Source organism: Chryseobacterium sp. HMWF035 (genome assembly GCF_003094695.1).
Classification (GTDB): domain Bacteria; phylum Bacteroidota; class Bacteroidia; order Flavobacteriales; family Weeksellaceae; genus Chryseobacterium; species Chryseobacterium gambrini.
The window spans coordinates 22,310-43,103 of record NZ_QEHP01000080.1; the positions used below are offsets into that span (position 1 = coordinate 22,310).

Annotated in this window: 21 protein-coding genes and 1 tRNA gene; 12 read left to right on the top strand and 10 right to left on the bottom strand. The window is 35.0% G+C overall.

The window, feature by feature from the left end:
• Positions 1-3,735: MG2 domain-containing protein (locus DD829_RS24130; protein WP_262497962.1), on the bottom strand; the 3,735-nt coding region annotated here is incomplete at its 3' end.
• An 18-nt stretch (positions 3,736-3,753) separates the two neighbouring features.
• On the opposite strand from DD829_RS24130, the gene DD829_RS12330 reads away from it, so the two are divergent.
• The 4 genes from DD829_RS12330 to DD829_RS12345 are packed head-to-tail and all read left to right on the top strand — an operon-like array spanning position 3,754 to position 6,546.
• A complete protein-coding gene (locus DD829_RS12330; protein WP_076394410.1) occupies positions 3,754-4,509 on the top strand; it encodes a hypothetical protein in 756 nt (251 codons plus the stop codon).
• A gap of 3 nt (positions 4,510-4,512) precedes the next feature.
• Positions 4,513-5,592 (top strand): DNA replication/repair protein RecF, encoded by a 1,080-nt coding sequence (recF, locus tag DD829_RS12335; RefSeq protein WP_108409982.1) that lies wholly within the window; start codon positions 4,513-4,515, stop codon positions 5,590-5,592.
• A 3-nt stretch (positions 5,593-5,595) separates the two neighbouring features.
• Complete coding sequence (locus tag DD829_RS12340) at positions 5,596-6,252, top strand: hypothetical protein (RefSeq protein WP_116547796.1); 657 nt, start codon at positions 5,596-5,598, stop codon at positions 6,250-6,252.
• Positions 6,253-6,546: a hypothetical protein gene (locus DD829_RS12345; protein ID WP_108411556.1), complete on the top strand. Its 294-nt coding sequence runs from the start codon at positions 6,253-6,255 to the stop codon at positions 6,544-6,546. It begins immediately after the preceding gene.
• A gap of 10 nt (positions 6,547-6,556) precedes the next feature.
• Here the strand turns inward: DD829_RS12345 and DD829_RS12350 are convergent, their stop codons facing one another.
• The 3 genes from DD829_RS12350 to DD829_RS12360 are packed head-to-tail and all read right to left on the bottom strand — an operon-like array spanning position 6,557 to position 10,334.
• Positions 6,557-8,587, bottom strand: coding sequence for a recombinase (locus DD829_RS12350; protein ID WP_108411557.1), 2,031 nt, complete (start codon positions 8,585-8,587; stop codon positions 6,557-6,559).
• Positions 8,588-8,600: 13 nt separating this feature from the next.
• Positions 8,601-9,245 (bottom strand): monofunctional biosynthetic peptidoglycan transglycosylase, encoded by a 645-nt coding sequence (gene mtgA, locus DD829_RS12355; protein WP_076394405.1) that lies wholly within the window; start codon positions 9,243-9,245, stop codon positions 8,601-8,603.
• A 42-nt stretch (positions 9,246-9,287) separates the two neighbouring features.
• Positions 9,288-10,334, bottom strand: a complete 1,047-nt coding sequence (locus DD829_RS12360; protein WP_108411558.1) for an ABC transporter substrate-binding protein — start codon at positions 10,332-10,334, stop codon at positions 9,288-9,290.
• 59 nt (positions 10,335-10,393) lie between these two features.
• Between DD829_RS12360 and DD829_RS12365 the strand changes: the two genes are divergently transcribed.
• A tRNA-Arg gene (locus tag DD829_RS12365) sits at positions 10,394-10,467 on the top strand.
• A 138-nt stretch (positions 10,468-10,605) separates the two neighbouring features.
• Here the strand turns inward: DD829_RS12365 and DD829_RS12370 are convergent.
• Complete coding sequence (locus tag DD829_RS12370; protein ID WP_123906854.1) at positions 10,606-11,175, bottom strand: hypothetical protein; 570 nt, start codon at positions 11,173-11,175, stop codon at positions 10,606-10,608.
• Positions 11,176-11,306: 131 nt separating this feature from the next.
• Between DD829_RS12370 and DD829_RS12375 the strand changes: the two genes are divergently transcribed.
• The 4 genes from DD829_RS12375 to DD829_RS12390 all read left to right on the top strand — a co-directional run bounded on the left by DD829_RS12375 (position 11,307) and on the right by DD829_RS12390 (position 14,010).
• Positions 11,307-11,570, top strand: coding sequence for a helix-turn-helix transcriptional regulator (locus DD829_RS12375; RefSeq protein ID WP_116547798.1), 264 nt, complete (start codon positions 11,307-11,309; stop codon positions 11,568-11,570).
• Positions 11,571-11,620: 50 nt separating this feature from the next.
• On the top strand, positions 11,621-12,457 hold the full coding sequence (locus tag DD829_RS12380; protein ID WP_116547799.1) for a hypothetical protein: 837 nt from the start codon (positions 11,621-11,623) through the stop codon (positions 12,455-12,457).
• Between the two features lie 10 nt (positions 12,458-12,467).
• Entirely contained in the window at positions 12,468-12,782 is a 315-nt protein-coding gene (locus DD829_RS12385) for a hypothetical protein (RefSeq protein WP_116547800.1), read from the top strand.
• Positions 12,783-12,948: 166 nt separating this feature from the next.
• On the top strand, positions 12,949-14,010 hold the full coding sequence (locus DD829_RS12390; RefSeq protein ID WP_116547801.1) for a reverse transcriptase family protein: 1,062 nt from the start codon (positions 12,949-12,951) through the stop codon (positions 14,008-14,010).
• Between the two features lie 50 nt (positions 14,011-14,060).
• On the opposite strand, the gene DD829_RS12395 is transcribed toward DD829_RS12390, so the two are convergent.
• Both DD829_RS12395 and DD829_RS12400 read right to left on the bottom strand, forming a co-directional pair.
• Positions 14,061-14,450 carry a DUF2911 domain-containing protein gene (locus DD829_RS12395; RefSeq protein ID WP_228408182.1) on the bottom strand — a complete coding sequence of 130 codons (390 nt, stop codon included), beginning with the start codon at positions 14,448-14,450 and terminating at the stop codon, positions 14,061-14,063.
• Positions 14,398-14,673 (bottom strand): DUF6150 family protein, encoded by a 276-nt coding sequence (locus DD829_RS12400; RefSeq protein ID WP_108409241.1) that lies wholly within the window; start codon positions 14,671-14,673, stop codon positions 14,398-14,400. Before DD829_RS12400 ends, DD829_RS12395 begins: the two co-directional genes overlap by 53 nt.
• A gap of 227 nt (positions 14,674-14,900) precedes the next feature.
• Between DD829_RS12400 and DD829_RS12405 the strand changes: the two genes are divergently transcribed.
• A complete protein-coding gene (locus DD829_RS12405; RefSeq protein ID WP_108409240.1) occupies positions 14,901-16,055 on the top strand; it encodes a porin in 1,155 nt (384 codons plus the stop codon).
• Between the two features lie 22 nt (positions 16,056-16,077).
• Positions 16,078-17,508 carry an anion permease gene (locus tag DD829_RS12410; RefSeq protein ID WP_108409239.1) on the top strand — a complete coding sequence of 477 codons (1,431 nt, stop codon included), beginning with the start codon at positions 16,078-16,080 and terminating at the stop codon, positions 17,506-17,508.
• Positions 17,509-17,608: 100 nt separating this feature from the next.
• Here DD829_RS12410 and DD829_RS12415 read toward each other — a convergent pair whose 3' ends face one another.
• Positions 17,609-17,944, bottom strand: coding sequence for a helix-turn-helix domain-containing protein (locus DD829_RS12415; protein WP_228408183.1), 336 nt, complete (start codon positions 17,942-17,944; stop codon positions 17,609-17,611).
• Positions 17,945-18,019: 75 nt separating this feature from the next.
• On the opposite strand from DD829_RS12415, the gene DD829_RS12420 reads away from it, so the two are divergent.
• Positions 18,020-18,487 (top strand): helix-turn-helix domain-containing protein, encoded by a 468-nt coding sequence (locus DD829_RS12420; protein WP_228408184.1) that lies wholly within the window; start codon positions 18,020-18,022, stop codon positions 18,485-18,487.
• 16 nt (positions 18,488-18,503) lie between these two features.
• Here the strand turns inward: DD829_RS12420 and DD829_RS12425 are convergent, their stop codons facing one another.
• Together DD829_RS12425 and galK are read right to left on the bottom strand one after the other, a co-directional pair.
• Positions 18,504-19,547: a UDP-glucose--hexose-1-phosphate uridylyltransferase gene (locus DD829_RS12425; RefSeq protein ID WP_228408185.1), complete on the bottom strand. Its 1,044-nt coding sequence runs from the start codon at positions 19,545-19,547 to the stop codon at positions 18,504-18,506.
• A complete protein-coding gene (galK, locus tag DD829_RS12430; RefSeq protein ID WP_108409236.1) occupies positions 19,516-20,700 on the bottom strand; it encodes a galactokinase in 1,185 nt (394 codons plus the stop codon). The genes DD829_RS12425 and galK overlap by 32 nt, the downstream gene beginning before the upstream one ends.
• Between the last annotated feature and the right edge of the window lie 94 nt (positions 20,701-20,794).

A 20,794-nucleotide genomic window follows, 5' to 3' on the forward strand; every position in this document is an offset into this window, starting at 1 on the left:
TTTCCATTTTGTCAGTGCTTCCGGAGAAGTAAATTCGAAGCTTACATTGCCTTCGGAATCGGTTCTTAGATCCGGGTAGAAAAACGCGGTTTCATTTAGGTTTTGGCGAACGGGAATATTTTCCAAAGGTTTATCATCTTTATCCAGTATACCATCTCCATCGGTTCCATCATAATATTCTTTCTTTTCCTGCTCTGTTAATTGTCTTCCTGAATTAAGAATATCAATTGCCGCATCATCCATTCTTACACTTGATAATTTCATTCGAGCTTTTGCTGACGGCGGTGTATATGCCGCTGCTTTTACGCCTTCTACATTAACCATTCCTGTTCTGGTTTCTAAAAGGTTACTTTTGTTATACATCCACAATATACTTCCGTCAAACCAGTTAAAAACAGGAACCTCAACCTGTTCTCCTGAAAAATAATCTAATCTTTTCTGGTAATTTTTTTGTCGCAGATAATCTCTCAGTTCGTATGATACTGTACTTATAAACGGAGCATATAAAGTGTACCAGTCATATTGATTAACAGCAAATTTATCCAAAGACATATCGTACATATTCGCTAAAACTTCTGCATTAATTTTCTCTTTCTCAGTTCCTGAAATTTTTACAGACCATTTTTCTTTTGAATTCGGCTGAATTTTATCTCTGAAAGTAAGGGTTTCAATCGTTAAGGATTGATCAGTATCATCTATATCCAGATTTACAGATTCTGTTTGGACATCATTAAAGGCAACTACCTGAAACTGTACATTCAAAATTCGTATATCTCTATCTTTTGGAATATCTGCAGTATATTCCAGCATTCCGTTTTTAAAAGGCAAAACTTCAGAAACCGTTTTTCCGGAACCATTCTGTACAAAAATATTCAGAAGAGCGTTCGGAACCGAAGAATAAACCGTAAATACTGCTTTTTCTCCTCTTTTCAGTTCTTTTTTGGACTGTACAACCGTCAGGAAAGTTTTTTGATCGGTTTTAAGTGTTTTTTTGTCCCAAATACTGAAATTCTGCAGCGTTTTTATCGTGTCTTTTCCTTCAATATTATACAGTTCCAACTGATAATCTCCGGCTTCCAGTTTTCCTAAGTCCAGATTGGTTATTGGTTGTTGGTTGTTAGTTGCTGGCTGTTGTATTTTCTCAAGAATTACGGTTGATTTCCAGTTTTTAGGTTCATCATTTTTATCGTAAAAATCATGCGGAAATCTGCTGATGAATTCTTCTTTTGAGAATTTTGGTAAATCCTGAACTTCCGATTTGAAATTCTGTCTGAAAATTCTGTCCGGAGACACCAGTTTTGATAATTTTACCTGATACGATTTTTTAAGAAACTGTTCGTTATAATTTTTTGTTTCAACATTCAGTTTTACATTTTCATCAGAAAAAACATTCTTTATTTCTTCAGCCTGAATATAGTGAGAAACGGAAGCTACTTTCAACTGGGTATCTGCAGTCTGTGTCTCGCCGTTGATATCTGTAACAGAGGCATTAATTTCATAATTATCAATCTGAATTCCTTCTACATTTTCATCTTTTTTAGGATCAATTTTAATGATAAATTCTCCTTTTTCATTGGTTTTTGCTTCTCCTAAAACTGAGTTTTCATTATCATCATCATTTTGCGGATACCATGAAAAATATCTCCCGCGGATATTTCGTTTTTTAATTTCATAATTAACGGTTGTATTGCTTAAAGCAACTCCGGAAAACATCATGGCTTTCCCTTTCAGTTCTATGGTTTGTCCGTATTTGTACTCATCTTTTACAGGATCGAACGTCACTTCAAATTTCGGTCTTTTATATTCCTCCACTCTGAAATTTTTATACCCGTCATTTCCATCTGTTCTCAGATAAAAAGTTCCGTTCAGTTTCCCTTTCGGAAGCACAAAACTTCCGTGATAAGAACCGAATTCATTGGTGGTAAATGTCTGCGAAGAAACTTCCTGTCCGTTGGTGTCGGTTAATGTAATTTTCTGTTTTAATCCGGCAACTACAGATTCTATATCTTTATCACGCTGTGTATTAATGACTTTAAAATAAACCGTCTGTCCCGGTCTGTAAATTGCCCGGTCTGTGAAAATCTGTACCTTGCTTTGTTTTGTTTCTATGTTCAGATCACTATTGTAACCCCTTTCTCCATAGACTTCCATGATCTGCACATCATTGGTTTTTGGCTGTCGGATCAGGAATGTTCTGTAATAATCATTGTTTTTTGTCGCAGGAAATTTGAAAATACCGTTATTATCTGTTTTACCGTTTATTTTGGTTAAATTATTATTGGAAACAAATTCATAAAACGTAAGATTTTCGTTAATTACGGGTTGTCCGTTTTCACTGTTCACTAATTTCAATTGATTGGATAACTGATCTCTGTCTGTTTTTGACTGATAAATAATTCTGTTATCCGAAACCAGAAAATAAAAGTCTTTTTCCGCTTCGGTTTCGTTGTCGCTGATTCCGGCAACGTTGTATTCGGCAAGATAAATTCCCGGCGGAAGAGATTGTATTTCTAAGGAAGTTTTATGGTTTTTTATATCTTTCGGATCATCCAGTTTATAAGCTTCTTTCCTAACCAGATTTTTTTTAATCTTATTAAATTCAGTAGAATACGAGTTTTTGGCGTACTGCAAAAAAGTAGTGATATCCTCTTTTACTTCGTAAATCGTAATAGAAAAGGCGGAAACATTTTTATATTCTGCCACAAAATGAATCGGCTTATTGCTTTGGGTCTGCTGTTCATATTTAATATTCAGAAACGGATTCAGGATCTGATTTTCTTTATTTTTAATATTATCAATAAAAGGAGATTTGGGATACTGCTTTTTTGCCTGATCCGCAACTGCAAGAGCTTCTTTTTCCTTTTTTTGGGAAAGCAACTGTTCTATGATATCTTCCATGATCAGAACTTTATAATCGCCTTCCGTTTCGGTTTTCAAAAGGTTTTGAAGCTGAGTCAGACGATCTTTACACAGTGTGAAATTACAGTTATCCTGCAATTTTTTATGCATGAAATACAATTTGGAATTTCCCGAATTCTGTGCTATCAGATCATCATAGATCGCATTAATCTTTATCTGATTTTCAGTAAGTTCATTTTTGGTAAAGAGACCATTATCAGAAAGAAATTCGATCTTTTTGGTTGAATACCAATCCCATAAAGTCGGGAAATAAGAAATATAATCGTTGTAAGAAAAAGCCTTCTCATATTTGATCAGGGAAATTTTTCTCATATTATCTTTTTGCAGATCAAGTTCCTGATATTTTTTATTCAGATAATTTTTAAAATCAAGCTTGCTCCATGTCTCGATCTGCGAGAGATCCTGAGAATTGATATTGGTACGCTGTTCGATCTCCCAGGAATGTTGGTTGTAATAATCGAGGAAAAAACCATTCAGCAGAACTTCAAATAATATCCTGTCATCGTCTTTCAGTTGTTTTTCTACATCACTCAGTTTTTTGAAAAGCCTGCTTACGGAATCGTTCTTTTCATCGTCCTGTGTTTGGTTTACGATACTGAATTCTGCCTTTAAAGACTGGATAAGCTGTAAAGTATTGTTATCTTTCATCGCCTGTTTCTGTATTTCTGAAATGATGGGAAGATTAGATTTATACGCTCCTTTCTGGGAATTTGCTGATATTTTTTTCCATTGCTCTTCATAATATTTCTGGGCGGAAATCCCCGAAAAATTCAGCAGGAGAAGCAAAAGCATAAAAATCTTGGAAAATCTTTTCATATATGTTATTTTTGATAAATGAATTTCTTAAAAGTACTGAAAAAATCCGTTATAGACAGTCAGTTTTACGTATCCTTAACGGGAACTCTTTTTGCAGTATTTTTCATGTTGGAGCAAAACACGTTCCGCTATCCGACGGTTTTCCTCCTTTTTATAACGTATTTCAGCGGTTATCTGTACACCAAATACCAGAAAACAAAGCATTTTTTTAAAATTCTGATTCTGAATGCTGTTGCAGGAGTTATCTGCTCGTTGTTAATTATTCATAACCACAACGAAATACGGTTGATGAAATGGTTTGTAATCGTTGTTTTAGGTTTATTATACAACAGTTTTTTTCTTGATGTTTATATCCGGAAAATTCCTTTGCTGAAGGTATTTTATGTAGGATTGGTTTGGGGACTGATGAATTGCTGGCTTACGTTGCCGGAATTCAGTATTCCGATCTTCCTGATCAGTTTTTTCTTCATTACGGCTTTGGTTTTACCTTTCGACATTCGGGATATGAATGTTGATACCGTGAAAACATTTCCGACGATGATCGGCATTCAGAACACAAAATATCTGGCTTATCTGCTTATTTTTATCAGCAATATTCTGTCTGTTTTTTATCTTGATTTCAATTATGCTCTTGCTTTTTTTCTTTCAAGCATCATTACGTATATTTTCATCTATTTCTCTGAAAATGAAAGAGATGATCTGTATTTTTCCTTCGGGGTAGAAACTTGTTCGGCACTTCCCTTTTTATTTTTAGGAATAATGAAGTATTTTTGACGAATGATTATCAAGAAGCTTTCCCTGTACAATTTTAAGAACCACACCGAGAAAAAATTCGAATTTTCTCCACAAATCAATTGTTTTGTAGGGAATAACGGCGTGGGAAAAACCAATATTCTGGATGCGCTTCATTATCTTTCCGTAGGCAAAAGTTTTTTGGGAAATACGGATCTCAACAATATTAAAAATGATGAAGATTTCTTCACGATAGATGCTGAAATTCAGAATGATGACAGTGAGGACAATATCAAAGTGCTTCAGCCTAAAGAAGCGAAAAAAGTCATTAAAAAAAATGATAAGAGCTACGACAGAATGGCGGATCACATCGGCTATTTACCCAGTGTGATGATTTCTCCGTATGATTCAAATTTAATTTCAGATTCGGGAGAAAGCAGGAGAAAATTTCTGGATTCGATGATCTCACAAACGGATTCTGAGTATCTTTTTGATTTAATTCAGTACCAGAAAACCATTCAGCAGAGAAATGCTTTGCTAAAATATTTTGCCAAAAACAGAGTCTGGGATAAAGATTCACTGGAAATCTATGATGATCCGATCATTAAATTCGGAACAAAAATCTTTACTAAAAGAAAAACATTCGTTGAAAAATTAAATCCGATTGTTCAGAATTTCTACAGGATTATTTCCGGAGGAAAAGAAACGGTTTCTGTGCTTTATGAGTCTCATCTGCTTGAAAATTCCTTTGAAAATCTGCTGAAAGAAAGTCTGGAAAGAGACAGAATGCTGACTTATACTTCGAAAGGAATTCATAAAGATGATCTGCTTTTTGAAATGGATGCTGTTTTAATTAAGAAAATAGGTTCTCAGGGACAGCAGAAATCCTTTTTAATTTCTTTGAAACTGGCGCAAATGAGCCTGATAAAAGAGTTAACAAAAAAAACGCCTATTCTTTTGCTGGATGATATTTTTGATAAACTGGACGACAGCCGTGTTTCTCAATTGATAGAATTGGTGAATCAGGAAAATTTCGGACAGATTTTTATTACGGATACACATCGTGAACGCACGGAAAGTGTGGTGAAGAAGATTAATGAGGAAAGTATCATTTTTGAGATTTAGACCATGAAAAATATACTGTTTTTATTTTTTGCTTTTTGTTCTTGTTTTCATTCAGGTCAAAAGAAGAAAAATGCGAAAGACGTGCCTGATGATTATGCTTTTTCAGAAGGTGAAATCAATAAAAATTACCAGCCGGTTTCATTCGGTCAGAGAATAAAAAACTATCCTTTTAATAAAGCAAGTAAAATCAAAATCGTTTCTTATAACTTAAATTTTAAAAAGAGTTCAGGATATATACCTCCTCCACCGCCGCCAAAAACAAAAGAAGATTCTGTACAATTGAACGAATTTTATCATCTTCCCAAGTCCATAGATTTCAGAGAGATTATAGAAAATCAATCTGAAAAAGAAATTGAAGAATCTAAAACTCTGAATTTAGAAGAAATATCAAAACTCAGTCATATTATTTTTAATACCTGTAATAAACATGTTATCACCATGTTTTCTCAGTCAGGATGCTTTTTCCCAAGAAATGCCATTGTTTTTTATGATGAAAACGACAGAATATTCGAAATAATTGAAATTTGCTTTGAGTGCGGAAATGTAGAAAGCTATCCTTCAAAATTTTTCAACTGGAAAAAAGCCTGTGAATTGATATATCCTGAATTAGAAAAATTTTTCCAAAGCAAAGGTTTGCAAACACAATACAAAGAAAAATAAATGAAGAAGAAAAAACGTGAATTCCAGTCCTCGGAACTTGTAAAATCTTTTGCCAAAATTCATGGTTTTGAGCATAAACTTTTAGCTTTTGAGATTAAAGATTTTCTTTCGGATTATCTTGATGAAAGCCTTTTCAACGAAATCCAGAGTGTAAATATTGAAAACAAATGCGTTTTTATAAAAATTAACTCGCCGCTTTTGAAGCATGATTTCCAGATGCGGAAAAGCTTTTTCCTGAGAAAATTTCAGGATAAATTCGGTGTGGAGAAGTTTGATGATCTTCAGATATTGTAAAAATTAGATTTTACTCTTCTTCAGGTTTTGTAGATTTCGTATTGCTCATGAGTTCGTCTGCTTTTTTATCAAGACCGGATCGTATCGGAAAGAAAAACTTCAGCGGATGTTTTAAAAAATACCTGAAAATTCCTTTGTAAAGTTCTCCAACCTGTCCGAAATTCAGTTTTCTGGATCTGAAAGCCAAAAACATAGACAAACTGAAGCTTACCAGAAAGTTGAAAAAACCAATCAGGAAAACCGTTACCAGAGAAATGAAGAAGGTATAAGAATCGATTGTAAAATCTTTCCCGTACAATCCCAAAGCTAAATTTCCTGCGGCAAAAGTGATGTGTCGAATATCAAGATCCAGTCCTAAGAATAATCCTACCGGAGCTGTTGCCCCAAGAAATACCCCGAACCAGAAGTTGGATACAATTCCGGGCCAGTTTTTAGCGTAGTATTTGGATAGTCCTTTGGCAAAATTTTTACCGAATAAACGACTGATGGAAATACTTTTCGCAATTCTTTCCGGAATCTGATAGAACACCGAATTGTTTCCGATATTCCCTGAAATAATTCCTGAAATGAAAAGATAGAATCCCGCAATACAGGCGTGAAGAATAGCTTTAGATTTAAAAGGATCCAGATCTTTCAGTAATTTATCCGATCTTTCTATGGCTAAATTTTGCGAGAAAAATACATCCAGTCCGTAAATAATCAGCAAAGCAATCGGGAAGGAAAGCAAAACATTTCCTACAAAAGCAATAAACTGGCTTCTGAATAATTTGGAAACCAAATGGGCAAATTCTGTACTGCTGCTTTTAATATTTCCTTCTTCTGCCAAAACTTTCGTCATTGTTGCCGCCGTCATTGCAGGCTGTTTCGTTGCTAAGGTGAAACCCATGAGATAGATCATCACGAATCCCATAGCATAGTTCATGGAATACAAAAATGCATGGGAAAAATCGCTTCCGGGAATGTATCCGTACAGCATTTTCAGTACACACAAAGCACCAACAATAATTCCTCCTCCACTCGCTTTGTAGAACATCGTCATGTACTCTTTCCGGCTCGAAGTGATGTAGTGGGTTCCTGTTTCGGCAGTGTGATTCGTGATCAGGTGCGAAATCAGCCTTGTACTGTCGTTGATGAGTTCAGAAATGTTATTCCTGTGAGATTTATAGCTTAAAATATTAAAAACCAACTGTTTGGAATTCAACAAAACATCCTTCTCTTCATCAATAACCAAAAGCTGAATAATTTCAAAAATTCGCTGTACCTGTTGGCGGATTTTAAGAAGCGACTGATTGATTTTCCCCGAAATTCCGTATTTGGAGGAGTTTTTAAAGGCAATATTTACAAATTCCAGACATTGCTCGATGTAAATTTTAATCTGCTTATAACGGCTGTTTTTGGAACTGAGCTGAAGCTGATTGTCTTTTTCGAAATCTGCCGCCAGTTCTTCCAGCTCATTTTGCAATGCCAGAAAAGGATTATCGAAATTTTTGTACTGAGGAGCCATTCTTACGACTTCAACTTCCATGGCAGAACCGGTAACTCGCCATGAAAGGATGTTCATAGAGAACAGCATTTCTTTCTTCACTTCCGGACTGATGATAAAATCTGAAATCCCTAAAAGTCTGAAAAGCTCATCAATTTCATTTTCAGGGAGATTATGAAAGAAACCCAAATCATCTTTTGGGGTAAGACTTACGTTATCAACCATATACCAAATCGTATTTTCATTAACGACCGGCGGAAGAATTTTATTCAGAATTCTTTTTTTAAGCTCGGGAAAGAAAGCATTCTCCGAAAGAATATTGGCTTCCGTAAGCGATAAATTAAAGGCTTTTCCTTGAAATATATGATGAAGATAGTATTTAAAATTTTCAAGAAGCTCAGGATTGTTTCTGAAAAAATCAAGCACATGTGTAAAATCAGATTTTTTTACACTGCTCAGAATTTCGGCAAGCGGATCTAGCGAAACCGTTTCATTCTTAAAAGAAAAATATTTTTTAAGAACGGAGTCAAAATTTGTGCTGGAATTAAAAAGTTTCATTGGTGCAAAGATACTATTTCAAACGCACATTCCTCATCTGTCTCATGATCCAGTTGTGTTTCTTTCTCAGATACGGCGACGGATTCTTGGGATCGTATTTTTTAGGGTTGGGTAAAACGGCTGCAATCCAGGCTGCTTCTGAAGTGGTGAGATCTTTGGAAGATTTCCCGAAATAGTATTCCGAAGCGGCTTCTATCCCGAAAACGCCCTGTCCCATTTCAATGGAATTCAGATATCTTTCAAGAATGATGTCTTTATTCCAGACTTTTTCGATGATAAAAGTATACACTGCTTCCAGTCCTTTTCTGATCCAGCTTCTGCCCTGCCAAAGAAAAATATTTTTTGCAGTCTGCTGAGAAATTGTGCTTCCTCCTCTTAGTTTCTTACCTTTTTCATTGTTTTTCATGGCTTTTTCGATGGCTGTATAATCGAAACCGTCATGATCGAAAAATTTCTGATCTTCAGAGGCAATTACAGCTTTTTTTACGTTACTTCCCATTTCATCATAGGAAATATAATCTCTCTGCAACCTTCCGTATTCGAAGAGTCCGCCAATCTGGGTAAGCGTGATGGGAGGATTGAAAAACCTGCCCCACACAATAAAAACTACGTTCAGAATAAGAAGAATAAATATAATCTGTTTAATTTTTTTCCACATAATTTTTAAAAAAGAAAGTCAAAAATAAGGAAATACTCCGAGTTATTGCAATTCTTTCATGTAAGTAAGCTGATAACCGGGTAAAAGTTCCGGATGAAAAATTTTAATATAATCTTTTAATACCAAATCTGCACGCACCACGCCGCTTTCAAAAAAATCATTTGCCTGTCCTTTTTCCTTTCCTGTAATCACATAGATTTTTCCTTTGTTGAATACCTCCAGTTTGCTGTAAAAAGGATTCATGCCCAACATTTCTTTTTTGGAGATATGATTTCCTGCATTAATCCAGTATTGTACTCTGTCTGATTTTGCAAAAACCTCTTCAAAGCTCATCGTTACGGCTTTCTGATCTGTATTATCTTTAAGAATATATTCTGCATTGGCATCGGAAATAAAATTTGCGGCAGAAGTTTTTCCTCCCGGAAGATACCAAACATCTCCATACATTTCGTTCGCCAAAACGGTTGGCTTTTCTTTTGCGGTAAGCGCCAGTTTTTTCAGATCACTGTAATTTTTTTCCACCTCATCAAATTTTGCATCTGCTTCTTTTTCTTTTCCGAAAAGTTTTCCGAAAAGCTTGATATAGGCTGTTTTTTCCAAAGGTTTCTGCTCCAGATATTCATCCAGAAAAATGACCTGAATTCCGTTGTTTTTCAGCAATTGGTACGTATTGTCAAAACTTGCGATATGATTGGTAAAAATAGCGTCGGGTTTTAGCGAAATAATTTTTTCCACGTCATATTTCTGCTCGCTTCCCAAATTCTGAATTTTTCCCTGCCTGATTAAATTCTGAATTTTTTCTGAATAAATATATTCCGGATTTGAAACACCGATAATGAGATTTTCTGCATTAAGACCGGAAATATATCCCGCCATACTTGCATTCAGCAGGATAATTCTTTTAAAAGGAAGCTGATTTTTTTTGAAATCATAGGTGAAATTTCCCGATTTGATGTGTATTCCTCCATTCTCTTCCTTGTACTGCACCAAATTTGAAACTGAAACAGCTTCCGAAGGTGAATTTTTTATCTCTCTTTTACAAGAGGTTAGCGCGAAAAACGCGATTAATAGTAAAATTCTTGATTTCATCTTTCAAAGAAAAGAAAAAAGTGCTATATTTGCAAACCTTTAAACGATAAGGAAACAACGGCCTCGTGGCGCAACTGAATAGCGCATCTGATTACGGCTCAGAAGGTTACAGGTTTGAATCCTGTCGAGGTCACAAAAACCGGCATTAGAAGTTTACTTCATGCCGGTTTTTTTTATTTCCGCTTATTTTACCTGACTCTCTAACTCTTTTCTTTAAATTAAACCATAAAGGTATAATTTTCTGATCGCGTTGGATTGAAATGAAATATTGTCATGACTGAAGTTCAGCAATTGACTCCTCCTCATGCGGAAGTTTTTCCCTGATATTTTCACGTTCCAGAATCAGCCATGCTACATCCAGCATTTTGGTGACGTGCAAATACGGATCTACGATATTGCGCTCCGGTGTATTATTGAAGGTTCCGAGCGAGAAATACACGACTTCCGAAAGAAACTCTTCGAATTCCTCAAGACGGTATTTTTTAAAAGCCTTTCTGAAAACTTTTGCCGGATCGCGGTATTCTTTTTCCGACAGTGATCCCTGTAACATCGGGTTTTTATGTTCCGAAAGTTCATGAACCAGCCATTTTCCGTGCTTGTTTCTAAGGGAATATGCTGCGCGAATAAACGACCGGAGCGACTGATGAAAATAAAAGATAACGGAAGCATCTTCAGGAATCCGTGTTTTACGCTGTGCGGCGTATTGCATGATGAGATTTACATGTTTTTTGGCGGTTACCAAATCATGAAACTGGAAAAATACTTCCATCAGCGAAAGTGCGGAATGTTTCTTCCGACCGCACCAAAAGCGGGATTCAAAGTCTATGCTGTTCTTTTTCATACGAAGAAGGTTTTGTGTTTTTATTGCTTTTTGGGGTTGCTTATGTAACTTATTTTACAAATGTAATAATATTTCATCATTGCGCACAGAAAACCGCACTGTTTTTTTTCTCTTTCTTTTAATTTGTTAACATGGACGATGAAAAAGACGTAATCATTTCTATTTGCAAATACATTTACACTAATTGGATTTCAAAAGCGGAATCTCAAAGAGATTTTGCGTCAAAATGTGGTGTAGAAGAAAGTACCATAAGAAGAATTAAAAATATTGCGTTAGGAACATCCAAGACTGATTATAATATGTCCTTAAAAACTTTAATCAGAATTTGCCGAAAAAAGGAGATTACCTTAGAAGAATTTTTTAGAAATATAAATTATTTTAATAACAAAGATTAATTTAAGACTAAAAATACCATAGAGATTTAGATTAAAACTAATACAATTAAATGGAGAAAAAGGTTGGATTGCAATTTGTAATGCAATTAAAAAAAATATTTGAAGAAAAAAATTGGTCTAATTATGAAAGTAATGATTACGTATTTGAAAGTCTTTGCAACTTGTCTGAATTGTTAATCGAATCAGAAGAGGAATATGAATTATTTTTAGATTTAATCAAAAGATATAGTTGGCTATCACTTAATGATTATGGTGTCAAGGTTAAAAAACTTTTAGAACTTATTTTAACTAAGCCTGATATACCTATAAATAAATTTTATACTTTCCCAATAATTAAACCAGAAGATCAAAAAAAGAATAAAAGTGGAAATACAGTTTCTTATATGTTTAAAGGCATTAAACCTTTTATAAAAGAAGCCAAACATATAAAGTTTGAAGAATTAACATTATTTGAAGAACTTATTGATCTAAATTTAAAACGAGATGACTATTTAGTATTAGTTGATGATTATATAGGATCTGGACAAACATTATTTGCATGTATTGACGAAATTATTAGAATTAATCCAGAATTAGGAGAAAAAATCATAATTTCTACAATAGCTATTCAATATGATACAATACCTAAAATCAATTCTCCATTATTCTATATTGATCAGGTGCAAAGAGGAATATCTGATTGTTATACTAGTCCTGACAGAGAGAAACATATTAAAACTATGATAAATTTGGAAACAAAGTTGATTTCTGGAAGAAATTTTTCACTAGGATATGAACAATCTGAAGGACTTATTACAATGTTTAGAACTCCTGATAATACATTTCCAATATTTTGGCATGAATATAAGAAAAGTACTAAATTATATCCACCCTTTCCACGAGAGTAACTTATGACTTATGAAAAATAAACACATTTATCTTTTGCTAGAAATCATTAAAAACAATGGCAATGTAAAAAGATTAACTCATGAAGGACTGAGATTTTCTGAAATTGCAGACTTGACATCTAAAGTGATAGCAGATAATTATGCAGAATACATAGAGGACAATATTGTACTAACCGAAATTGGTACACAATTTCTCTCAACACTAACTGAAGATTTTAAAGAAAGAGATAAAAATAATTGGATTATCAAAGAAAATAAATCTAAAATAAAAAAAATAGATAAAGATTTTATATATTTGCCTAATTTAAAAGAATTATCTTTTTAAAAATATTGGGATGAGATGTCTTCTACCCCTTATTGGGAACTTATTTTCAAGCTCAATGAGCTTATAACGTAACAAAATCCAGTAGGTATTTGTTCCGTTAAAGCTCATTTTTCCGCTATGGGAGTATTGGTAATTTCTAATACTCCCAGCTAAAGGAAATCTAAATATGGAAAAAACTAATAGCTATAAAAAAAAATTTACTGAGTTAGCCATTTCAAGTGGTTATTCTGAAGAATATATTGAAAAATGTCTTAAGTATTCAGAACCTTTACTTAATAAAAATCTTCCTGTGATTTATAGTATAAATCACTTGTCCGCATTAGTTGGATATAGCCAAAGCTATCTTACAAGGTCAATGATTTCAACAAGTTTTTTTTATCGACATTTTAAGATAAAAAAAAGAAATGGAAACTTAAGATCTATATCCGAGCCACTACCAAGCTTAAAAGAGATACAAAATTTTATTTTAAAAGAGATATTATATACTCAAAAAGTGAGTAAATATTGTAAAAGTTATATCCCAAAAAAGAATATAATAGAGTATTTGAAATATCATGTTAATGAAAAAGAAATATTGACACTTGACTTACAGGATTTTTTTCCTTCAATCAAATTTGAATTGATTAAAAATTTCTTTTTACAATTAGGATATTCTGACGAAGTAAGCTACTATCTATCAACTCTAACGACATATTGTGATAAACAAGAAAAATTTGATGACAGTCAAAGATATCTTCCACAAGGAGCATCAACAAGTCCTTATTTATCTAACCTTATTTTAAAAGATTTTGATAATAATATAGGTAAATTCTGCAAAAATAGAATTAAATATACTCGCTATGCTGATGATTTAGCATTTTCAGGTGACAATATTCCTTCAGAAGATATTATCGATTTTGTAAACAAAGAACTAGAAAAATTAAGTTTAAAACTAAATCCTAAGAAAATAAATTTTATGAAACAAAATACACCACAGATAATTTCTGGTGTAGTTGTCAATAATAAAATGCAATTACCTAAGCAACAAAGAAACGAAATTAGACAAAAAATGTATTTTATAAATAGATTTGGAATAGAATCTCATTTAGAAAGAATTCAAGAAAAAAGAGAAAATTACATTCCTCATTTATTAGGTAGAATACAATATGCTCTCAATCTTAATCCTGATGATTTAGAATTAAAAAAATATAAAAAAGATTTGCAAGAGATTTATAACAAAGTTAAATAATTTAACAAAATAATCCCGAAAACTCGGGATTTTAAAATTCAAATTCAAACTTACTTAATCTCAACAGGAACCGAGATTTGATCCCAATCCATTGAGAATCCGTTCTTGTTTATTTTGTAAACCAGAGTTTCCTGTTTTGCAGGCAGTGCTTTTGTTTTTACGTCTACACGTAAAGCATCTTTTGCCTGTTCGTATTTGTAGGCGCCCCACTGTTTTGCCTCCTTGTTGAAGATGGCAGTCCATGTTCCGCTTTCTTTGGGAATTAAGAAAAAGCTATATTCTCCGGCAGGAAGTTTTTTACCCTGAACGGTAATATCTTTATCCAGCGTATTTTTCACGAAATACAGGAAAATATAATAAAAGGCTGAAGATTTCTTCCTACTTTTATTAAGCAAATCTTCCCTTATATCGGCTTTCCTTCTGCCATCCTGCTTCACCATAAGAGTCTACAAAGCATATTTTCACATCAGCCATTCCCTGAGAAACAGCGTATATCCAACAAGTAGCCTCCTGTTTATTACGAGTGATAAACCAATGTGCATCACCATTAGCCAAACCCCAGGAAGAAACTCTATGAACCAATAAATCTGCATCTCCCCTGCTTACAATCGCAACTCTTATATGCGCTTCTCCCATAGATGTCGCCTGATATATTCTTGCCATTTTTAAATGATTTTTATGCTTTTATCAAACAGATAAAATTATGATTAAAAATAAATCACAAATATACTATATGAGTAAACAAAATGAAAAAATAATTTCAGCAAATTTTTTATCGGTTACAGCTAAAAAGACCAATTTAAACTCATCTAACATAAATCTCACAGTCTTTCACCCATTAAATTTTAAATAAATTTCGTATATTTATATAGCCACTAAAACTAAAAACTATGACTTCTTTTCAACTGAAAAAAGGTTTGTTATTATGTATTGTTTTTTTTACAGTCAATATAAAAGCCCAAACTTCTGACTCTGCAGACTCAAAAAAAAATCAGGACGATGTAAAATATCCTGTATTACAGGTTAAAGGTCTGTTTCAGGCTAGATATCTTGTGGGTACAACCAAAAATGTAGATGTTAACGGTCTTCATCATGAGGATGGCAGCGGAACAGACAACTCTTTTATAGTAAAATACATGAGGGTACAGATGCGCGCTCAGATCAGTAAAAGAACAGAGGTTGTTGCACTTGCCAACCTTGCCGATTTCAAAAATGATCCAAAATCCAGAGTGTTGGAAAATGCATATTTAAAATATACTTTCAATCCAAAATTAGCATTTACCGTCGGGCAATTTCGTCCTTTGTTCGGAATCGAAGAAACCTACCCTATCGACATTATAAAATCTCTGGACTGGTCTAATCAATATACAGAATTCGGAAAACTGGGCTGGACAAGTTTTCAGATCGGTCTCGCAGCAACAGGACAATTGAAACTGGGAAAAATACCTTTCCAGTATGCGGTTTCTCTGGTTAATGGAAACGGTAAAAACCAAATTAGTGATAATGACAATGGCAAGCAGTACTCTACCCGGCTGGTTTTTGGTCTGGCAGAAAAATATAATCTGAATCTCGGTCTTAATGGAGGTATCGGCGAAGTTTTCAGTAAAAAAATCTATGCTGCCGGAATAGATGTAAGTTCACTTATCCGGTTTAATCCAAAATGGAGTCTGGATATGCAGCTTGAAGCCAAACAGGCTACCAATCATTTACTTTATTTCGCGGTCGCACCGGAACTCAGACCTTCAAATCCGGACGAATATCTGACACGAGGTGTTTATTTCCTGCCGAATATCCGTTACGAAATCAATCACAGAAATTTAAGCGCTTTTGAGCTTTCCTGCCGCTACGAATATCTGGACAGCAATTTCCGGTTAAACTCCAACCCAAGACAAACCACAACACCCATGCTCGGACTTGAGTTCCTGAAGAATTACGGCGCAAGAATACAGCTGGGAATGCAGTTCGACCGTTACAAACACCAGATAGACAATACCACACAGCACAATAACAATCTGTTTATCGTTCAGGTACAGAGCCGATTTTAAACCATCAAAAAAACATAATCTTATGAAAGAAATTAACGTTAAAGCAGTAATCATAACTTTTGTCATTGCATTAATTATTTGGTTTATTCCTGCCCCGCAAGGCGTTAAGGAAAATGCATGGCATCTGTTTGCAATTTTTGCAGCCACAATTTTAGGAATCATTCTTAAAGCCGCACCTATGGGCACAATGTGTATGATGGCTGTTGCATTTACCGCGCTTACGCAAGTAGCAGCACCCGGAGATGCAGGAAAATCCATCACTAAAGCTCTTTCCGGATTTGGAGATAAGGTTATCTGGCTGATCGGGATTTCTTTTTTTATCGCAAGAGGATTTATTAAAACAGGTTTAGGGAATAGAATTGCATTTCTTTTTATCCGTATCTTCGGGAAAAGCTCTCTTGGTCTGGCTTATGGATTAGGATTGGCAGATATGTGCCTTGCTCCGGCAATACCCAGCAATACGGCAAGAGGAGGCGGGATCATCTATCCGATCATGAAATCAATGGCGATAAGCTTTGATTCTGTTCCGGAAAAACCGGAAACCCACCGCAAACTGGGATCATTCCTCACCCTGAACAGCTATTATATGAATCTGATTGCTTCTTCAATGTTTCTTACAGGAACGGCAAGCAACCCTATGTGTCAGAAATTTGCGGCAGGATTCGGAATAGACATTACGTGGATGTCCTGGGCGGCAGCAGGTTTTGTTCCGGGACTGGTCGCATTTTTTGTAGTGCCTTTGGTTCTTTATAAATTATATCCGCCTGAATTAAAAAAAACCGGCGACGCACCCAAAATGGCAGCCGAAAAATTAAAAGAAATGGGACCTATCACCAAAAATGAATGGCTGATGCTTCTTGCTTTTTTCATTTTGCTGGGACTCTGGATTTTTGGAGGTGCATTATCCATTGATGCAACTACAACAGCATTCATTGGTCTTACATTATTATTGTTAACCTCAGTTTTAACGTGGGAGGACGTAAAATCCGAAAAGGGAGCCTGGGATACTATTGTCTGGTTTGCAGTTCTGGTGATGATGGCAAGTTCCCTTAACGAACTTGGATTTATCGGCTGGTTTAGTGATCTTATCAAAATAAAAATCGGAGGAATGACATGGACGGTTGCTTTCCCTGTTATTATTCTCGTATACTTTTTCAGCCACTATATTTTTGCAAGTGCAACAGCCCACGTTGCTGCTATGTATGCTGCATTACTGGGAGTAGGTGTAGCTGTAGGAATTCCGCCAATGCTTTTGGCTATGATGCTTGGCTTTATGGGGTCTATTTATGGGGTTCTTACCCATTATGGACACGGTCCGGCTCCTGTGTTTTTCGGAAGCGGCTATGTAGATCTGAAAGTATGGTGGCTGCGAGGTCTGGAAATCGGGATTGTTCTTTTAGTTATTTATATGATTGTGGGAGGATTATGGATGAAGATATTGGGATACTATTAATCTGAAATTTAAACTATTAACATACAAAAATTACAAGATTTTTAATTTTACTTTAGGCTTTAGGTCCCGCATTTCCAACGGTAAAAACGGTTCATTATCTTTAATTCAAACTCATGTTTTTAAATTCCATGGGCTTCATTCCTGTCTGTTTTTTAAACAATCTCGTGAAGTAGGATGCGTTTTCGAAACCAAGCTGAAAAGCAATCTCTGCAATGCATTTTTCGTTAAGTCTTAAAAGATTTTTAGCTTCGGAAATCAGAAAAATATGAATATGCTCCATTGCTGTTTTTCCTGTTTCCTGTTTCAATAAATCGCTGAGATAACGTGGAGAAACAAAAAGCTGCTGTGCCAATTGTGCAACAGTCGGAAGTCCGTTATGCTCCAATTGACCTTCATTGATGTAATTCTTTAAAGCAGCGTTAAATTTCGAAATCATTTTTCCTTTTATCTGAGGATGATCGACGAATTGTCTTTTGTAAAACCATTGTGCATATTTCAGAATGGACGAAATATGGCTGAGAATAATCTCACGGCTGTATTCGTCCGGGAGATCATTCTGTCGGACATTGATTCTATCCTTAAATATTCTGACCGGTTTTATAAGAGACAGTTTATCGACAGAAGTATCAATGTATCAGAAACAATGGTCAAAAAATTCCAGAAAGTGGTAGATAATTATTTTGAAAAAGATCTGCACTTACAAAATGGGCTGCCAACCGTAAATTACCTTGCGGATAAACTTTCTGTTTCCACGCGTTATCTGAGTGATGTACTAAAGCAGGAAACCGGAAAGACAGCTTTGGAGCACATTCATATTTATTTGATTAAAGAAGCTAAAAATCTACTGTTAAGTTCAGAAAACAATGTTTCCGGAATAGCTTATGATCTGGGATTTGAAAGTCCTTCTTACTTTACAAGATTATTCAAAAAATTTGTTGGATTAACACCTGTTCAGTATCGGGAAAATGTTAATATCTGATCGGTATATTTTATTTTTAAGGAAGATTCTTTAATACCTCTGCACTTTGCTCCGGTGTGATATCTCGCTGAGCTTCAGCAAGCATTTCATAACCTACCATAAATTTTTTTACTTCTGCACTTCTCAGCAATGGTGGATAAAAATGCATATGAAAATGCCACTCCGGATGAGATTTTCCATCGGTTGGAGATTGATGAATCCCTGCTGAATAAGGAAATGAAGTATTAAAAAGGTTGTCGTATTTCGTGGTTAAGTCTTTTATTATTGATGCTAAGGATAATTTTTCGTTTTCGGAAAAATGAAGAAGATTTACAATTTTTCTTTTGCTTACAATCATCGTTTCGTAAGGCCATATTGCCCAGAACGGAACTAATGCAGCAAAATCTTCATTTTCTAAAATGACTCTTTCATCGGCTTCCAACTCTTTTTTTACATAATCTTCTAAAAGAGAAGCACCGTTTTTTTCAAAATATCTTTTAAGATTTTCCTGCGTCTTTAATACCGTAGAAGGAATTGAAGACTGTGCCCAGATCTGCCCATGCGGATGCGGATTGCTGCAACCCATCACCTGACCTTTATTTTCAAAAATCTGAACGTGATTGATGTAATCGAGATTTCCCAGTTCCTCATACTGTTTCTGCCACACATCAACGACTGCTTTAATGTCATTAACTTCCATATCGGGCAACGTAAGACTATGATTTTCCGAAAAGCAGATAACCCGGTTAATCCCGCGTTCAGGTTTTAGTAAAAAGAAATCTGAAGTTTCACCAGAAAATTCAACATCGTCTTTCATCAGGGAGCCAAAATCATTATCAAAAACAAAAACGCTTTTATAGTCCGGATTTTTTTCTCCATTAATCCGAACATTTCCTGAGCATAAATAACAATTCGGGTCGTGAGACGGAAGCTGTTCCCCTGACGTTTTTTCGGTCTGTCCCTGCCAAGGTCGGTTCGCTCTTTGCGGAGAAACCAGAATCCATTCATCCAAAAGCGGATTGTATCTTCTGTGAGGATGGTTTTTCTGATTAAATGATGATTTCATTTCTCTGGTATTCATTAATTCCGTCCGATATTTTTACTTTGTAAATTTTCATCTCGATATTGTACGCCTCTTTATATTGAACAGTGATATTTTCAATAACCTGATTTACATTTTCATCTTTAATAAGATTGATGCTGCAGCCGCCAAAACCGCCTCCCATAATTCTTGCGCCTAAAACGCCTTCTTCTTTCAACGTTTGTTCAACCATAAAGTCGAGTTCATCACAGCTTACTTCAAATTCAGTCGAAAGTCCGGAGTGGGTTTCGTTCAAAAGCTGTCCAAGATATGCTATATTCCCTTCTGACAAAGCTTTTGCTGCTTTTTCCACTCTTTTGATCTCTTTGAGAAGGTAAAAGCATCTTTTATAAGGAACTTCTCCCATCTCTGCTCTTGCCTCATTCAGCATTTCAAAACTGAAATCTCTGAATTTCTGTACTTCAGGAAATTTTTCACCCAATATTTTTTTACCGTTGTCAACATCTCTTCTTCTGTCATTGTAGCCGGAAGTAAGATGGGTATGTTTTACACAACTGTCGAAAAGAACCAGACTGCAACCTTCCATATTGGCTTCAAAATACTGATGTTCCAGAGAGTTACAATCCAGCATCATCACCTGATGCTCTTTTCCGAAGACTGACGAAAACTGATCCATAATGCCGCATTTTACCCCTACAAAAGTATGTTCGGATTGCTGACCGATGACCGCTATTTCTTTTTTATTTAAATTTAAATCGAAAATTTCGTTGAGAAGATAGGCAAATCCACATTCTAAAGCTGCTGAAGAAGATAAACCTGAACCCATCGGAATCGTACTGCTGAAAGCAATCTGTAATCCTCCGACTTCTTTTCCGGATTCCTGAATGACATTGAAAACACCCAACAGATAATTCACCCAGGTCTTCGAAACCGGAATCTGCTTCTCATAAACATCAAAGCTGAAAGAATCATTAAAATCTTTGGCAAAAAAAGAGATTGCAGAATCATCTGTTTTTTTTACAGCAAAACAAATATATTTATCAATGGCCGCTGGAAGAACGAAGCCGTCGCTGTAATCTACGTGTTCTCCAATGATATTGATTCTTCCCGGCGCGAGAAAAATTCTTTCAGGTTCTGACTGAAAAAATGCCCGAAATGCGTCTTTTGTGTGATTGATTAAATTATCCTGCATACCTGACTGCAATTTATGATTTTAAATTTTTTTGTCGCGAATTCACGAATAAAATTTATCTTTTTCTCTGAAAAAATCGTGAGTTGTGCCAAAA

What these genes read in the sequence shown, in the direction of transcription:
- DD829_RS12330 (WP_076394410.1), top strand. Translation starts at nt 3,754, where the DNA reads ATGAATTTCTTAAAAGTACTGAAAAAATCCGTTATAGACAGTCAGTTT.
- recF (WP_108409982.1), top strand. Translation starts at nt 4,513, where the DNA reads ATGATTATCAAGAAGCTTTCCCTGTACAATTTTAAGAACCACACCGAG.
- DD829_RS12340 (WP_116547796.1), top strand. Translation starts at nt 5,596, where the DNA reads ATGAAAAATATACTGTTTTTATTTTTTGCTTTTTGTTCTTGTTTTCAT.
- DD829_RS12345 (WP_108411556.1), top strand. Translation starts at nt 6,253, where the DNA reads ATGAAGAAGAAAAAACGTGAATTCCAGTCCTCGGAACTTGTAAAATCT.
- DD829_RS12350 (WP_108411557.1), bottom strand. Translation starts at nt 8,587, where the DNA reads ATGAAACTTTTTAATTCCAGCACAAATTTTGACTCCGTTCTTAAAAAA.
- mtgA (WP_076394405.1), bottom strand. Translation starts at nt 9,245, where the DNA reads ATGTGGAAAAAAATTAAACAGATTATATTTATTCTTCTTATTCTGAAC.
- DD829_RS12360 (WP_108411558.1), bottom strand. Translation starts at nt 10,334, where the DNA reads ATGAAATCAAGAATTTTACTATTAATCGCGTTTTTCGCGCTAACCTCT.
- DD829_RS12370 (WP_123906854.1), bottom strand. Translation starts at nt 11,175, where the DNA reads ATGAAAAAGAACAGCATAGACTTTGAATCCCGCTTTTGGTGCGGTCGG.
- DD829_RS12375 (WP_116547798.1), top strand. Translation starts at nt 11,307, where the DNA reads ATGGACGATGAAAAAGACGTAATCATTTCTATTTGCAAATACATTTAC.
- DD829_RS12380 (WP_116547799.1), top strand. Translation starts at nt 11,621, where the DNA reads ATGGAGAAAAAGGTTGGATTGCAATTTGTAATGCAATTAAAAAAAATA.
- DD829_RS12385 (WP_116547800.1), top strand. Translation starts at nt 12,468, where the DNA reads ATGAAAAATAAACACATTTATCTTTTGCTAGAAATCATTAAAAACAAT.
- DD829_RS12390 (WP_116547801.1), top strand. Translation starts at nt 12,949, where the DNA reads ATGGAAAAAACTAATAGCTATAAAAAAAAATTTACTGAGTTAGCCATT.
- DD829_RS12395 (WP_228408182.1), bottom strand. Translation starts at nt 14,450, where the DNA reads ATGGTGAAGCAGGATGGCAGAAGGAAAGCCGATATAAGGGAAGATTTG.
- DD829_RS12400 (WP_108409241.1), bottom strand. Translation starts at nt 14,673, where the DNA reads ATGGCAAGAATATATCAGGCGACATCTATGGGAGAAGCGCATATAAGA.
- DD829_RS12405 (WP_108409240.1), top strand. Translation starts at nt 14,901, where the DNA reads ATGACTTCTTTTCAACTGAAAAAAGGTTTGTTATTATGTATTGTTTTT.
- DD829_RS12410 (WP_108409239.1), top strand. Translation starts at nt 16,078, where the DNA reads ATGAAAGAAATTAACGTTAAAGCAGTAATCATAACTTTTGTCATTGCA.
- DD829_RS12415 (WP_228408183.1), bottom strand. Translation starts at nt 17,944, where the DNA reads ATGATTTCGAAATTTAACGCTGCTTTAAAGAATTACATCAATGAAGGT.
- DD829_RS12420 (WP_228408184.1), top strand. Translation starts at nt 18,020, where the DNA reads ATGGCTGAGAATAATCTCACGGCTGTATTCGTCCGGGAGATCATTCTG.
- DD829_RS12425 (WP_228408185.1), bottom strand. Translation starts at nt 19,547, where the DNA reads ATGAATACCAGAGAAATGAAATCATCATTTAATCAGAAAAACCATCCT.
- galK (WP_108409236.1), bottom strand. Translation starts at nt 20,700, where the DNA reads ATGCAGGATAATTTAATCAATCACACAAAAGACGCATTTCGGGCATTT.